Below are 14393 nucleotides of genomic sequence, written 5' to 3' on the forward strand. Positions count from 1 at the left end.
TAAGTGGCTGGCATCGCTGCGCAATGGCTCACCCGCTTCGACGCGGGCAAGCCGTGACCAGCGCGCAGACTGCGGCTTCGCGGACGGATTCAGCGGAGAAACGGCATGGGGCGGGGCGCGTGCGCCGCAGCGCTCAATCGTCCTGGCGGGCCGATTCCGGCAGAGCCTCGATCAACTCGACCTCGTTGTCGGCGCAAATCGCGCGAACGGACTCGCTCGGGCAGACATCGGTAACGAAGGTGTGGATCTGCTTCAAGCTGCCGATCCGCACCGGGGCGGTTCGGGAAAACTTGGTCGAATCCGACGCCAGAATGACATGGCGCGCATTGGCGATGATCGCCTGCGCCACTTTCACTTCGCGAAAATCATAATCGAGCAGGGAGCCGTCCTCGTCGATCGCCGAGGTGCCGACAATGGCATAGTCGACCTTGAACTGGCGGATGAAGTCGATCGCCGCCTCGCCGACGATGCCGCCATCCGAACTGCGCACGACGCCGCCGACGATCACCACCTCGATCTGCGGATAGGGGCGCATGATGTGGGCGACGTTGATGTTGTTGGTGATCACCATCAGGCCCTGATGCTGCAGCAGCGCCTGTGCGACGGCCTCGGTCGTGGTACCGATATTGATGAACAGCGAGGCGTCGTTGGGGATCCGTTCCGCCACTGCCTGGCCGATCGCCGCCTTTTCGCGGGCGGCGATCTGCGAGCGCGCCTCATAGCCGACATTCTCAACGCCGGAAGCGAGGATGGCGCCGCCATGCGTCCGCGCCATCAGCTTGCGATCGCAAAGATCGTTCAGATCCTTGCGGATCGTCTGCGGCGTGACGGCGAATTGCACGGCCAGTTCGTCGACGAGGACGCGACCGCGCTGCTTGGCGATTTCGAGAATGGCGGTCTGGCGCGATGGCAGCATGCGCTTGGCTTTCGAAAGTTTCGATTCAACCGAAAAACGAAACTAGCACCGCAATCGCCTGACCGCATCCCTCAGCGCGGGGTCTTTTCCCAAAGCTCGCGCACCAGATCCTTCAGCATCAAGGCCTCCTGCCAGCGATCCGACTGATCGAAGCCGTCGGGTCCGCTGATCGCATAGGGCTTCGGACCCAATTCGCAGGTAAAGGAAAGCGTGTCGTTCGGCCCGGCGCGGCGGCTCCAGCTTTCGAACAGATATCCCCACCAGGTGAGGAACTGGTCGAGATAGGGTTTGTTGTGCGGGAAGGAGATTTCGACCTGAACCTGTTCCGGCGAGGCGACGCGGCCATGCGCTGCCCAGGACCGGTCGAGAACTCTACGGATCTGGTCGTCCATTTCCTTCGGCACTGGCGGCTCCGGAAATTCGCGCCCGACCATGAAATGCGACAGGTCGGCGAGCAGTCTCAAGTCCGGCATGGCGTCGAGGATATCGAGCGTCACCAGCAGATCGTTGGTGATGCGGCCGCGATGCGTCTCGACATAGACCGGCACGTCGGAATCCTCGGCCATCCGGTTCCAGCCTTCGAGAATGCGCAGGCTTTCGGTCAGGGCTCGCGGGCGCACATCCGGCTGGATGGTCAAGTGATGGATGCCGAAATGATTGGCGAGTTCCAACGCCGGCTTCAGTTCCTCGATCGAGGTTGGAAAGCACTGACCCTCGACCTGGATGCCGTTGTCGCTCGCCGCCTGCGCCAGCGGGGCGGCCAGTTCCTTTGTGAAGAACAGATTGGTGACGCCGTCGAAGCCGGCAGCGGCGGCTTCCGCGACCATGTCGGCGAGCGGTAGATCCGCGCCGCGCCCCTTCAGGCGCTGCATGCCCCAGAGCGATTCAAACACGAGCAGGCGTTGCATTTTTGGGGCTCCGGAGTGGATGGGTTGAAAGAGGTTTTAGCGCTGGTTGGAGGTGTGGTCGACAGCCGTCGTCACAGGTCCGCCGTCATCCCGGCCCCGCGGCGGAAGCCAATCAGCTGCGACATCGGGAGGTTGAGCGACATCGGGTCGAGGCTGCGGCTGCATGGATTCCTGCTTTCGCAGGAATGACGACGGAGGGTGGGGCGAAGTGAGTGGCAGGCTGAAGGATGGTCTCAACGCTCTGTCTCCTAGCAGAACTCCGGCGTCGCCCCGCGCTCGCCGTCATCCCGGCCTCCGAGCCGGGATCCATTCTGTTGTGTCATCGGGATTCCACCAGAAGACCCTCACCCCATCCCTCTCCCGCGAGCGGGCGAGGGGGTGCATCGCGTCGGTTGCAGCAACGAACTCGATGAAGAGCGCCGGCCGGAAAAGCCCTCGCCCGCTTGCGGGAGAGGGTTGGGTGAGGGGCTTGCTTCCGTCACCCTGCCAGCAATCCCTTCAGTTTCACGCTCACATCCGCCAGCGCCGCCTTGTCCGGCATCGCCCGTTTCGCGATCAACATCTCAGCCAGTCGCACTTCTCTAGCGATCTTGCCGTTTGGGCCGACAGCACTGGCGGCGACCAGCCTTCCGTCCGCCGCGAGGTGGAAATCCAGCCTGGCGCCATCGCCAAGATCCCTTGTCACCGTCTCGGAACCTTCATCGGCGAGGCCCGCGATCTGCAGCGTCAAATCATACTGATCCGACCAGAACCACGGCACCGCGTCATAGGCATCGCTACCGCCAAGCATGGCCTTTGCCGCCGCGTTGCCCTGGTCCTGCGCGTTGCGCCAGGCTTCCAGCCGCAGCCGCCGTCCGCCATAGAGAGCGTGCGGGAATGAGCAGCAATCGCCGGCGGCAAAAATGTCGGGATCGGTTGTCGCCAGCCGCTCATCGACGGCGATGCCGTTTTCGATGGCGAGCCCGGCGCGTTCGGCAAGAGCCGTTTCCGCCACCGCGCCGATGCCGGCAAAAATGCCGTCGCAGACGATCCGCTCGCCGGTGGAAAGCACGATGGCGTGGCGCTCTCCCACCGCCTCGATCCGTTCGATGCCGGTGCCAAGCAGCAGTCGCACACCCGCCGCCTCGTGCCGTGCCGCGATCACGCCGGCGATCGCTGCCGGTACTGCGCGGGCAAGCAGGCGGGGCGCCAGCTCGATCAGCGTCACCTCCGCGCCTCTTGCACGCGCGGATGCCGCGAGTTCCAGCCCGATAAACCCGCCACCGATGATGGCGATGTGCGAGCCCGGCGTGAGGCGTGAGCGCAGGGCGCGCGCCTCCTCGAAGGTGCGGAGATAGTGGACACTTTCCGGCGTCGCCCCGGGCAGCGCCAACTTTCGCGCCCGCGCCCCTGTCGCGATCAGCAGCCGGTCATAGCGAAGCCGCTCGCCAGTCTCGAGATGCACTTCATGCGCGGCACGGTCGATCGTCGTGACGGGCGCGTTGGCGCGATGCGCGATGCCGTGTTCGTCGAGCCGGTCGGGCGTCAGGATGAAGGCCGCCTGCGGTTCGTCCGCGTCGGTCAGCGCCGCCTTGGAGAGGGGCGGGCGCTCATAGGGGCGATGCGCCTCGTCGCCGAGGATCGTCACTTTGCCGGCAAAGCCATTCTCGCGCAGCGCCATGGCGGCGCGCGCGCCGGCCTCGCCCGCGCCGATCACGATGAATTCCGGCTTTGCTCCGCCCGCCATGATTTTACGCCAGACCGAGGAAGACTTTGCCGCCGTCGAGCTTGACCGGATAGGTCTTCAAGTTGACGCAGACCGGCGCGCCCTTGGCCTGGCCGGTGCGATAATCGAAGCGGCCATTGTGCTTCGGGCATTCGATGATGTGGTCCATGACAAGGCCATCGGCGAGATGGATCTGCTCATGCGTGCAGAGCCCGTCAGTGGCGAAATACTCGTCGTCGGGCGAGCGATAGATCGCATAGGTGCGGCCGTCATGGTCGAAGCGCATGACGTCCTCCTCGTCGATCTCGTCGGCGTCGCAGGCGGCGATCCAGTTCGTGGCGGCGGTGTTCATGGTGGTCTCCTCACTGGTTCTTCTTGCCGCCGCCCCACGAGAGAGACGTCGGTCAATCAAAGTCATCATCCTGAGGTGCCCGGCGAGGCCGGGCCTCGAAGGAGGCTCCAGGGGAACCTCCCGATATCGGTCCTGAGGCGCGGACTACTCGATTTCGCTTCAGCAAGTGGGTGCTTCCTGGACCCTCCTTCGAGGCTTCGCTCACGCGAAGCACCTCCGGATGATGGTGGAGGTGGGTCGACCGGCCTGCATTCGATAAGTCCTCGCCCGCCTGCGGGAGAGGGTTGGGTGAGGGGCTTGCTTGCCCTCTCACTCCGCCGGCACGGCCTGGACGAACTGCGTGCCGTGATTGTGCGGCACTGACTTTTCCGGATTGGGAAGCTGGCGCTTGACGAAATAACCGGGCTCCCGGACCTGGCGCAGTAGCGCCGGGATGATCTCGGCATAGGCTTCCCGGAGGCCGTTATAGGGCGTCGGGCAATCGTCCTTGATCGCCGCGTGCAGTCTTGGAAGCGCGTGATAGGGCACCATCGGGAACATGTGGTGTTCGACGTGATAATTCATGTTCAGGTACAGGAACCGATAGACCGGGTTCATGTAGACCGTGCGGCTGTTCAGCCGATGGTCGAGAACGTCCTCGTCGAGGCCGGCATGCTGCGTCAGGCCGAAGATGATGGTGAAGAAGCCGCCATAGAGCGTCGGCAGGCCGATGAACATCGCCGGCAGGATCGAGCCGATGGCAACGCACCAGATTGCGACGGCGGCGAAGATCGCCAGATACAGCCGCGCCACCCAGTAGACTTTCGAACGCTCCATCTCGGGGATGTAGGTCAACTCTTCGTCCGTCAGCTTCCCCACCGCGTGCAAAAACAGCTTCTTGAAGGCGGCAACCGTGCTTTTCAGCGCGAAGACGTTGAGCAGGAGCCCGAGAATATCCGGCGGGCGCGGCACGGCGATTTCGGGGTCGCGGCCGACGATGATCGTGTCGGTGTGGTGGCGCGTATGGCTCCAGCGCCAGACAGTCGGCTCGCGCAGGATCATGAAACAGGCGATGTGATAGACGACGTCGTTCATCCAGCGCGTCTTGAAGGCGGTGCCGTGGCCGCATTCGTGCCAGCGCGAGTCCGACGACGAGCCATAGAGCACGCCATAGACGAGGAAGAACGGCACGGCCCACCACGTGCCCCAGAAATAATAGCCGCCGAGGCCGGAGAGGAAGAGCGCCGCGAACCAGATCGCCGTGTCGCGCAGCGCCGGTCCGTCGGAGCGTTTCATCAGCTCCTTCAGTTCCTTGCGCGGGATCGGGCATTGATACCACTGCGCCGCCGCGAGGCCGTTTTCCTCGGCCCGCTTGGTGTCGCGCCCGACAAGCGAGTAATCGCGCTGAACCGTCTCGGTGGTCATCCGTTCCTCCGCCGCATCGCGCTTTTGTGCCGTTCCGCGAGCGGAGGCGCGCCTTTTCGATGTCGGGAATGAGTCTAGTCTTCACCTGTTCCAAGCTCAATCAGTCGATGATAGAATCTCTCATGAAAGCTCAAGGATGCGGCGCGTGTTGATGATAGAAACTATCAGGAACCGGACATGATGGACGGCGTGACCCGGCCCACGATCCGCGACCTGGCCTTGGCCGCCGGGGTCGGCGTCGCCACCGTCGATCGCGTGCTGAACCAGCGCGCGCCGGTCAAGCGCGAGACGGCCGAGCGCGTGCTCGCCGCCGCTGAAGCGATCGGTTACCACGGCACCGGCCTTTTGAAGCGCCGGCTGGAAGAAACCGTGCCGAACCGCACCTTCGGCTTCCTGCTGCAGCGCCGGGCCGATGCCTTCTATCAGGACATGGCTGCGGCGCTGGTCGCGGCGACGCGGGCGGCTCCCGGCCTGCGCGGAAAACCGATCGTCGAGTTTGTCGAGGATATCTCGGCCGGCACGGTGGCGGAAAAGCTGCTGGCGCTGGGGGCACGCGTCGATGCGCTCGCGGTCGTCGCCGCCGATCATCCCAAGGTGACGGAGGCGGTCGAGACGCTGGCCGCGCGCGGCGTTGGCGTGATGACGCTTTTGTCCGAGCTGTCGGCGCCGGGAAGCATCGGCCATGTCGGCATCGATTACCGCAAGGCCGGCCGCACCGCCGCCTGGGCGATTTCGCGGCTGGCGAAAAAGCCGGGCAGTGTCGGCATCTTCGTCGGCAGCCATCGCTATGTCGGCCACGAACTCTCCGAGATCAGTTTTCGCAGCTATTTTCGTGAGCATGCGCCAAAATTTCGCCTGCTGGAGCCGCTGGCCAATCTGGAAGATCCGCATCTGGCGCATGAGGGCACGCTCGAGCTTCTGCGGCGCAATCCCGATCTCGTCGGCATCTATGTCGCCGGCGGCGGCATGGCCGGGTTGATCTCGGCGCTGCGCGAAAGCGGGGCCGCCGGTCGCATCATCGCCGTCTGCAACGAGCTTGTGCCGGAGACGCGAGCGGCGCTGGTCGACGGCGTGCTCGACGCCGTGATCGCGACGCCCGTGCACGCCTTGGCGGAAAAGGCGGTCGAGATCCTGAGCCGCGCCGTCGCGGGCGGGGCGGGCGAGACGGATAGTCGTATTCTGTTGTCCTTTGAGCTCTACGTTTCCGAGAATGTCTGATGAGCGCGAGCGGATAAACGGGGTTAGGGTGGAACGGCGCTGCGCATCCCCGCAAGAATCGCATCGTTAATCGCATCGTTCCGCCACTGGCGCGATCCCGCCATGCGATCAATTCTAGTAATTCTCGGGAACAGGTGAGCCGCGTGATCGTCCATCGTCTTCTTCGCGGCCGGATCCCGGTTCGTCGCTATAGCCAGGAGATGTTCGCCTTCCGCCGTGGCGATATCCGGCCGGAAACGGTCATCGCCTGCATGCCGGCGATAGCCATCTGCCTCGCCGCAGGCATCTGGTTCGGGAGCCCGGATTTCGGCCTCGTCGCGGCCAGCGGCGCCTTCTCGGTCGGCTTCGGCGCGTTCCAGCGCTTCACGGCGGTGCGCGCCGCGCCGATGATCCTCGCCATGGTCGGCATGAGCGTGGCCGCGTGGGTTGGGTCGTTTTCCGGCAGCTACATGCCGTTGATGCTGCTGTTCGCAGCCGTTTTCGGTGCGCTGTGCGGCGGCGCCAATGCGGCCGGGCCGGGGGCTTGGTGGATCACGCTGCAATGGGCGATCGCCTTCTTCGTCGCCGACGCTTTTCCCTCCGATATGATGGGCGCGCTGGGCCGAGCCGCCCTGATCTTCAGCGGCGGCCTGCTGCAGATCCTGGTGGTGACGATCGTCTGGGCGCTGGCCGGCAAATCGTCGATCATCCGCGAACATGACGGCACCGAGCGCTGGCAAGACCTGTTCGCCGTGATGGGGCGCCGCCTTACCGGCCATTCGGATACGCTCCGGATCGCTATCGCGACCGCGATCCTGGCGGTGGTGACGACCTTGATGACCAAGACCGCGGATATCCCGAACGGCTACTGGATCCCGGTGACGGCGCTGATCATCCTGAAGCCGCAATCCGACAAGACGATCGAGCGCGTCGTCTTCCGTATCTGCGGCACGGTCGCCGGCGCCGGCATCGCCACGCTGATCGCCGCCCTGCTCAGGCCGGACGAAAGCCTGCTGGCCGTGCTGGTGGTCGTGCTGGCGGGCCTCGCCTATTCGATGCAGCGCTCCGGCTATGCCGCGTTCGTCGCCACCGTTACCGCCTGCGTCGCCTTCCTGGTGTCGCTTGCCGGCCTGCCGGAGATCGAGGTCGTCGAGCATCGCATCACCGCGACGGTGATCGGCGGCCTGCTGGCGCTGGTGACGGCGATCTGCGTCGACGCCTGGGCTCGGCGCAGCCGTGGCAGCGCCGAGCCTCCGCCGGCTTCCGAGGGTTAGCGCTTCAGCAGCCACTCATGCTCGGGTTCGTTGTGGAACTTCCACGTCCGCGTGGGCCCGGCCATGACGTTGAGATAATAGAGGTCATAGCCGTGGATGGTGGCGCAGGGGTGATATCCCTTCGGCACCAGCGTCACGTCTCCGTCCTCGATCAGCATCGTCTCGTCGAGCGAGCGGTCGTCGGTATAGACGCGCTGGAAGGCATAGCCCTGCGGCGGGTTGAGACGATGGTAGTACGTCTCCTCCAGTAAAGATTCCAGCGGCAGATTGTCGGTGTCGTGCTTGTGCGGCGGGTAGCTCGAGGTGTGGCCGCCCGGCGTGATCACCTCGACCACCAGCAGCGAATCCGCCTTGGCCGTCTCCGGCAGGATGTTGGTCACATGGCGCACATTGGTGCCACGCCCGCGGGTTTCCTGCGTAACTTTTTCCGGCCGGATATGGCGGGGCGGCAGCAGGCCACCCTTCGACGGGGCCGAGCAGACGGCGAGCGTCACCTCGGTCGTCGCCGTCACGATCCAGTCGTGATCGGCCGGGACATAAACGGAATGCGGCTTGCCGTCGAAGGGCGACATCCGCTCGCCCAAAATGTTGAAATCGATATCCTCGACGATGATGCGCGCCTTGCCGGAGATCAGCACCAGGCAGATCTCGCGGTCGTTGGTGTTGCCCTGCGCCATCTCGCCCGGCGCCAACCGATGAAGGTCGAAGCCGACATAGTTCCATCCGGCCGATTGCGGCGTGACGTGGACAGTCTGTCCCTTGTTGCCGGCCGGTTTGACGAGAAGGTCTGCCATTAAGGTCTCCCGATATGTCTGCCTTCAACACCCGTGCTTTCCCTCTCGCCGCATAGGCAGGAGAGGGGGCGGTTCGCGACGAGAATCCAGCGCCTTACCGCTTCAGTCCTGCAGCATCGATAAACCGGTTCAGATTGTCGAATCCCATCTTCACATAGTGCGCCGGCGGCGCTTTGACGGGGTCCTGCTCGGCTTCGATGATGATCCAGCCGGAATAATCCGGGATCTGCTTGAAGACGGAAACATAGTCGATCGCGCCATCGCCGGGCACGGTATAGACGCCGGCCAAAACGCTATCGAGGAACGACCAGTCGCCGGCCGCCGCCTGCTTTGCCACGTCGGGGCGGACGTCCTTGGTGTGCACATGGGCGATGCGCGAGCGATAGTGCCGCGCCAGCCGGGCCGGGTCGCCGCCGGCCCAGGTGATGTGGCCGGTGTCGAGCAGCAGTTTCACCGCCGGGCCAGTCGCTTCCATCATCCGGTCGATGTCGGCCTCGGTCTGGATCACCGTGCCCATGTGGTGGTGATAGACCAGCGTCAGCCCCTCGCGGGAAAGATAGTCGGCGAATTCGGTCAGCCGCGCGGTGAAGCGGCCCCATTCGACCTCGGTCATCACCGGCCGGGTCGACAGCGGAGCCGACTGCGTGCCGTGGATGGTGCGGGTGCATTCGGCGACGATGAATACCTTGCAGCCGAACGCCTTCAGCAGGTCGATATGGGCGCGGGCCTGCTTCAATTCCTCTTCGGCGTCGCGCTCGATCAAAAAGGTTGAATACCAGCCGCCGACGAGATCCAGCGGATAGCCGGCCAGGATCGGTCGCAGAGTTTCGGCGTCGCGCGGAAACTTGTGGCCGAGCTCCATGCCCTCGATGCCGATGGCCTTGGCTTCCGACAGGCATTGCTCGAGCGAAATGTCGCCGCCGATGTCCTGCTTGTCGTCATTGGACCAGCAGATCGGGTTGGCGCCGATGCGGATCATGGGTGTTTCCTCGTTCTGTGTCTGAAGCGTCGATTGCGTTCTGAAACCTGGACTCCGCCGTCATCCCGGGCAAGCGAAGCGCGACCCGGGATCCATGCCTCCGCCTGTCGCAGGCGGATGGATGGATCCCTGCTTTCGCAGGGATGACGACCGAGGGTTTTTTTCTGCGCCCCACGCTCTCCGTCCCGGAACGTCTCTGCTCATCCCCCGATGCTCTCCTCTTCACCTCTCCCTGAGGGAGAGGTCGGAGCGCAGCTCCGGGTGAGGGTTTAGGGACCCATCCGGAGAAGCCGTAAACCCTCACCCGCCGCACTCCGTGCGCCGACCTCTCCCTCAGGGAGAGGTGAGGGAAGACCTCAATCCAGCACGCGTTGCGCCTGGATCGACTTCTCGTATGCCTTGCGCGCGGCGTTGACCTGCGGCCTTGGGCTCACTTCCGGCACGGCGACGTCCCACCAGTGGCCGCCTTCGTCCGTGGTGACCAGCGGGTCGGTGTCGATCACCAGCACGGTCGTGCGATCGTTCTTCAATCCGGCCGCGAGGCCCGCTTCCAGTTCGGCGATCGAGGCGACCTTGGTCGCGATCGCGCCAAGGCTTCGGGCGTGGGCGGTGAAGTCGACCGAGGGCATCACCTCGTGGCGGACGTCGCGGAACAGGTTGTTGAAGTTGGCGCCGCCTGTGGCCATCTGCAGCCGGTTGATGCAGCCATAGCCGGCATTGTCGAGCACGACGATGGTGAGCCGCAGCCCCAGCATCACCGAGGTGGCGATCTCGGAATTCATCATCAAATAGGAGCCGTCGCCGACCATGACGACGACTTCCTGGTCGGGCTTCGCCATCTTGACGCCGAGGCCGCCGGCGATCTCGTAGCCCATGGTCGAATAGCCATATTCGAGATGGTACGAGCCGGGGGCGCCTGCCTGCCAGAGCTTGTGCAGTTCGCCCGGCAGGCCGCCGGCGGCGCAGACCACCGTCGCGCCGGATCCCAACGCCCGCTGCACGGCGCCGATCACCTGGCCATCCGAGGGAAGCGCCGCATTGGTCGCGGCGGTCGCCTTGTCGGCGGCGAGGAACCACGCCGTCCGGCCGTCCCGGGCGCGCTTGGTCCATTCCTCCGGCGCGCTCAACGCTTCCAGCCGCAACTCGATCTCGCGAAGGCCGGCCTGTGCGTCGGCGACGAGCGGCAGGGCGCGATGCTTGGTAGCGTCGAAGACCTGCGTGTTGAGGCCGATGATCGTCTTGCCGTTCTGGAACAGCGACCAGGAACCGGTGGTGAAATCCTGCAACCGCGTGCCGACGGCGAGGATGACGTCGGCTTCGAGCGCTAGCTCGTTGGCGGCCGAGGTGCCGGTGACGCCGATCGAGCCCATGTTGAGCGGGTGATCGGCCGGCAGCGAGGATTTGCCGGCCTGCGTCTCGGCAACGGGAATGCCATGCGCCTCGGCAAAGCTTGCCAGCGTCTCGGTCGCGCCGGAATAGAGCACGCCGCCGCCGGCGAGGATCAGCGGCTTTTTCGCCGAGCGGAGGGCTGCGACTGCCGCTGCCAGTTCATCCTCGGACGGACGCGGCCGACGCTGCGTCCAGATCTTCTCGTCGAAGAAGGCCTCCGGATAATCATAGGCTTCCGCCTGCACGTCCTGGCAGAGCGACAGTGTCACCGGGCCGCAATCGGCCGGATCGGTCAGCACGGCCATGGCGCGGGGCAGAGCGGCGAGGATCTGCTCTGGCCGGGTGATGCGGTCGAAATAGCGCGAGACCGGGCGGAACACGTCATTGGCCGAAACCGTGCCATCGCCAAAATCCTCGACCTGCTGCAGCACGGGATCGGGGCGGCGGTTGGCGAAGATGTCGCCGGGCAGGAACAGGACCGGCAGCCGGTTTACATGGGCCAGCGCGCAGGCCGTCACCATGTTGGTCGCGCCGGGGCCGATCGAACTGGTCACCGCAATCATGCGGCGGCGGAAGCTCGCCTTGGTGAAGGCGATCGCGGCGTGGCCCATCGCCTGCTCGTTGTGGGCGCGGAAGGTCGGCAGATCATCGCGATGCTGATAGAGCGCCTCGCCGATGCCGGCGACGTTGCCATGGCCGAAGATCGCCCAGACGCCGGCGAAGATCGGCACGGTCTTGCCGTCGATGACGGTCTTCTGGCTGGCGAGGTAACGCGTCAGCGCCTGCGCCATGGTGAGACGGATGGTGGTCATCAGGCTATTTCCTCGCCCATTTTCTGTAGCACTCCGCCCCGGTCGTCTGCGGCGGTCTCCCTTGTTCGGCTCTCCCGCGGGAGAGGGTATTCTTTCGGCGCTCCCTCGGGGAGGGGCCTGCGCCATTTCCACTCTCGCCGTCATCCCGGGCTTGACCCGGGATCCATTCATCCGGGTTCGCAGTCGTGCGAAACGCCCGATGGCGCGGCTGCATGGATCCCCGCCTTCGCGGGGATGACGCCGGAGGTTGTGGTTCCGACGTTAGCTCAACTCTTTGCGGCACCGTGCGGTGTCGCAGTCTCCTTCATCTCTCCCTCAGGGAGAGGTCGACGGCCGTAGGCCGGCGGGTGAGGGTTTACGGCCTCACCGGACAGTTCCCTGAACCCTCAGCCGGCTCTTCGAGCCCACCTCTCCCTGAGGGAGAGGTGAAGGAAGGAAATTGTCCAACGCCTTGCGCCACTCGTATTCCCACCGTCGTCGTCATCCCTGCGAAAGCAGGGATCCATTTCAGCCGGGTTGGCCCTTACTCGAAACGCCCGAGGTGGCGGATGGATGGATCCCTGCTTTCGCAGGGATGACGACCGCGTGTCACAGCAACCTCGTACTCAAAACCCTCACGCCACTTCCGTTTGCCGCGCGCTTTCCCAGGCCGCCACCAGCTTGCCGAAGCGGGTGGTCATGTCGGCGACCGCAGCCTCGTCGTCGATCCGGCCCGATAGCCAGCCTTCGGCGGCCTCGGCAAAAATCGTTCGGCCAACCGCAAAACCCTTGACCAGCGGCGTCGTGGCGGCGGCACGGAAGGCGGCCACCAGCTCATGCTCCGGCGCCTCCAGCCCGAGCAGGACGATGCCCCGGCAGAGCGGATCATTGGCAAGGATGACCTGTTCGATCGCTTGCCACGCGGCCGGGCTCGTCTGCGGCTCCAGCTTCCACCAGTCCGGCTTGATGCCGAGTTCGTAGAGCCGGGCGAGGATCGACGACACCGTCGTTTCGTCGAGTGCGCCATGCTTGCCGGCGATGATCTCGATCAGCAGCTCGCGTCCGGCGGTGCGGGCGGCATCGGCCACGCGCAAAAGCTCGCGCTCCTGCCGCGCCTTCAACTCGGCGCTGTCGTCGGGATGATAGAAGCAGAGGCACTTGATCGTATGGCCGATCGGCCATTCCGCCAGATGGCTGCCTAGATCTGGCAGATGATCGAAATCGAGCGGGCGCGAGCCGGGCTTCTCCACCGGCCGGCCGATCCAAAAACCCTGTTCGGAAGCGCGCGGAAACGCCTTCTGGCCGTAGGTGGAATCGAGCAGCATGCCGAAGCCAGGTCGCCCCTTGGCAATCCGCGCCGCCGCCTCGACGGCGAGCGCCTTGATGCCCTCGATCTTGTCACGCGGCACGTTGAGCCGGTCCGCCACCGCTTCCAACTGTGAGCGATGGTCGATTGCCAACGCCATCAGTGTCTCCGGCTGGTCGCGGCGGGTCGTCGCCCAGTGCAGGTGGTTGATCGCCGCGTCCTTGCGCAGCGCGCGGTGGGGGCTGCCATGGGCGAGGAAGTACGAAAGCTCGGCCCAGGTCGGATACTCCGGCGAGCAGAGCAGCCGCGATACGGCGAAGGCGCCGCAGGCATTGGCCCAGGTGGCGGCGGTCTCCAGTGCCTCGCCCTTCAGCCAGCCGCGCAGGAAGCCCGACATGAAAGCGTCGCCGGCGCCGAGCACATTATAGATCTCGATCGGAAAGCCCTCGCCGACGATGCCCTGTTCGAGGTCGTCGGGGATCGCGCCCTCATAGACGATGCAGCCCATGGCGCCGCGCTTCAGCACGATGGTCGCCTTCGACAGCGCCCGGATCGTCTTCAGGGCGCCGAGCACGTCGTCGGCGCCGGAGGCGATGCGGATTTCCTCCTCCGTGCCGACGATCAGGTCGCAATCGGGCAGGATCGACTTCAGCTGGTCGGAGACGCGGTCGGATTTCACATAGCGGGCGAATCCATCGCCATGGCCGGCGAGGCCCCAGAGATTGGGGCGATAGTCGATGTCGAACACGACCTTGCCGCCATTCGCCTTGGCAATGCGGATCGCCTTGCGCTGCGCTGCGTCGCTGTTCGGCCGCGAAAAATGCGTCCCGGTGACGACGATCGCCTCCGCCGAGGCGATGAACGCCTCGTCGATATCCGCTTCCGACAGCGCCATGTCGGCGCAGTCGGTGCGGTAGAAGATCATGGGCGAGACGCCTTCATCCTCGACCGCCAGCAGCACCAGCGCCGTCAGGCGATCGGGATCGGTGGCGATGCCGTCAGTGGCGACGCCCTCGCGCACCATCTGCTCGCGGATGAAGCGGCCCATCTGCTCGTCGCCGACGCGCGTGATCACGGCCGACTTCAGTCCGAGCCGGGCCGTCCCGATCGCGATGTTGGACGGGCAGCCGCCGACCGACTTGGCGAAGGAGGTGATGTCCTCGAGGCGGGAGAAGATCTGCTGGCCATAGAGGTCGACCGATGATCGCCCGATGGTGATCACGTCGAGCGGTCGGGCCGCCGTCTCGGCCCCACGAGCCTCGGTCATCGCATTCTCCGTCCCGGTTAACGAGGGGCTGACGGACCGTTACCAGAAAACGGCCTCAACGCACCCCTGACTCACACCGGGCAGTGAAACAAAAATTCTGCGATTTCGTCA

The 14393-nt window shown here is 64.9% G+C and carries 11 protein-coding genes; 2 read left to right on the forward strand and 9 right to left on the reverse strand.

Going from position 1 to position 14393, the window contains the following annotated elements; all coding sequences use genetic code 11:
- Positions 1-133 precede the first annotated feature (133 nt).
- From OSH12_RS07680 to OSH12_RS07700, 5 genes are all read right to left on the reverse strand, one after another.
- On the reverse strand, positions 134-916 hold the full coding sequence (locus OSH12_RS07680) for a DeoR/GlpR family DNA-binding transcription regulator (RefSeq protein ID WP_266342939.1): 783 nt from the start codon (positions 914-916) through the stop codon (positions 134-136).
- Positions 917-987: 71 nt separating this feature from the next.
- Positions 988-1824, reverse strand: a complete 837-nt coding sequence (locus OSH12_RS07685) for a sugar phosphate isomerase/epimerase family protein (RefSeq protein WP_266342940.1) — start codon at positions 1822-1824, stop codon at positions 988-990.
- 478 nt (positions 1825-2302) lie between these two features.
- Entirely contained in the window at positions 2303-3550 is a 1248-nt protein-coding gene (locus OSH12_RS07690; RefSeq protein ID WP_266342941.1) for an NAD(P)/FAD-dependent oxidoreductase, read from the reverse strand.
- A 4-nt stretch (positions 3551-3554) separates the two neighbouring features.
- Complete coding sequence (locus tag OSH12_RS07695; RefSeq protein WP_266342942.1) at positions 3555-3881, reverse strand: MocE family 2Fe-2S type ferredoxin; 327 nt, start codon at positions 3879-3881, stop codon at positions 3555-3557.
- A gap of 309 nt (positions 3882-4190) precedes the next feature.
- Complete coding sequence (locus OSH12_RS07700; RefSeq protein WP_266342943.1) at positions 4191-5285, reverse strand: fatty acid desaturase family protein; 1095 nt, start codon at positions 5283-5285, stop codon at positions 4191-4193.
- A gap of 177 nt (positions 5286-5462) precedes the next feature.
- Between OSH12_RS07700 and OSH12_RS07705 the strand changes: the two genes are divergently transcribed.
- Together OSH12_RS07705 and OSH12_RS07710 are read left to right on the forward strand one after the other, a co-directional pair.
- The gene (locus OSH12_RS07705) at positions 5463-6503 is read left to right on the forward strand and encodes a LacI family DNA-binding transcriptional regulator (protein WP_266342944.1); all 1041 of its coding nucleotides are present in this window, start codon (positions 5463-5465) and stop codon (positions 6501-6503) included.
- A gap of 143 nt (positions 6504-6646) precedes the next feature.
- Positions 6647-7756, forward strand: coding sequence for an FUSC family protein (locus OSH12_RS07710; protein WP_266342945.1), 1110 nt, complete (start codon positions 6647-6649; stop codon positions 7754-7756).
- Here the strand turns inward: OSH12_RS07710 and iolB are convergent.
- From iolB to OSH12_RS07730, 4 genes are all read right to left on the reverse strand, one after another.
- Complete coding sequence (iolB, locus tag OSH12_RS07715; RefSeq protein ID WP_266342946.1) at positions 7753-8550, reverse strand: 5-deoxy-glucuronate isomerase; 798 nt, start codon at positions 8548-8550, stop codon at positions 7753-7755. The two genes, OSH12_RS07710 and iolB, sit on opposite strands and share 4 nt — an antisense overlap.
- A 94-nt stretch (positions 8551-8644) precedes the next feature.
- Positions 8645-9529, reverse strand: coding sequence for a myo-inosose-2 dehydratase (iolE, locus tag OSH12_RS07720; protein WP_266342947.1), 885 nt, complete (start codon positions 9527-9529; stop codon positions 8645-8647).
- A 356-nt stretch (positions 9530-9885) separates the two neighbouring features.
- Complete coding sequence (iolD, locus tag OSH12_RS07725) at positions 9886-11733, reverse strand: 3D-(3,5/4)-trihydroxycyclohexane-1,2-dione acylhydrolase (decyclizing) (RefSeq protein ID WP_266343345.1); 1848 nt, start codon at positions 11731-11733, stop codon at positions 9886-9888.
- A gap of 611 nt (positions 11734-12344) precedes the next feature.
- Entirely contained in the window at positions 12345-14282 is a 1938-nt protein-coding gene (locus tag OSH12_RS07730; protein WP_266342948.1) for a bifunctional 5-dehydro-2-deoxygluconokinase/5-dehydro-2-deoxyphosphogluconate aldolase, read from the reverse strand.
- Between the last annotated feature and the right edge of the window lie 111 nt (positions 14283-14393).

Source organism: Kaistia terrae (assembly GCF_026344005.1).
GTDB lineage: Bacteria > Pseudomonadota > Alphaproteobacteria > Rhizobiales > Kaistiaceae > Kaistia > Kaistia terrae.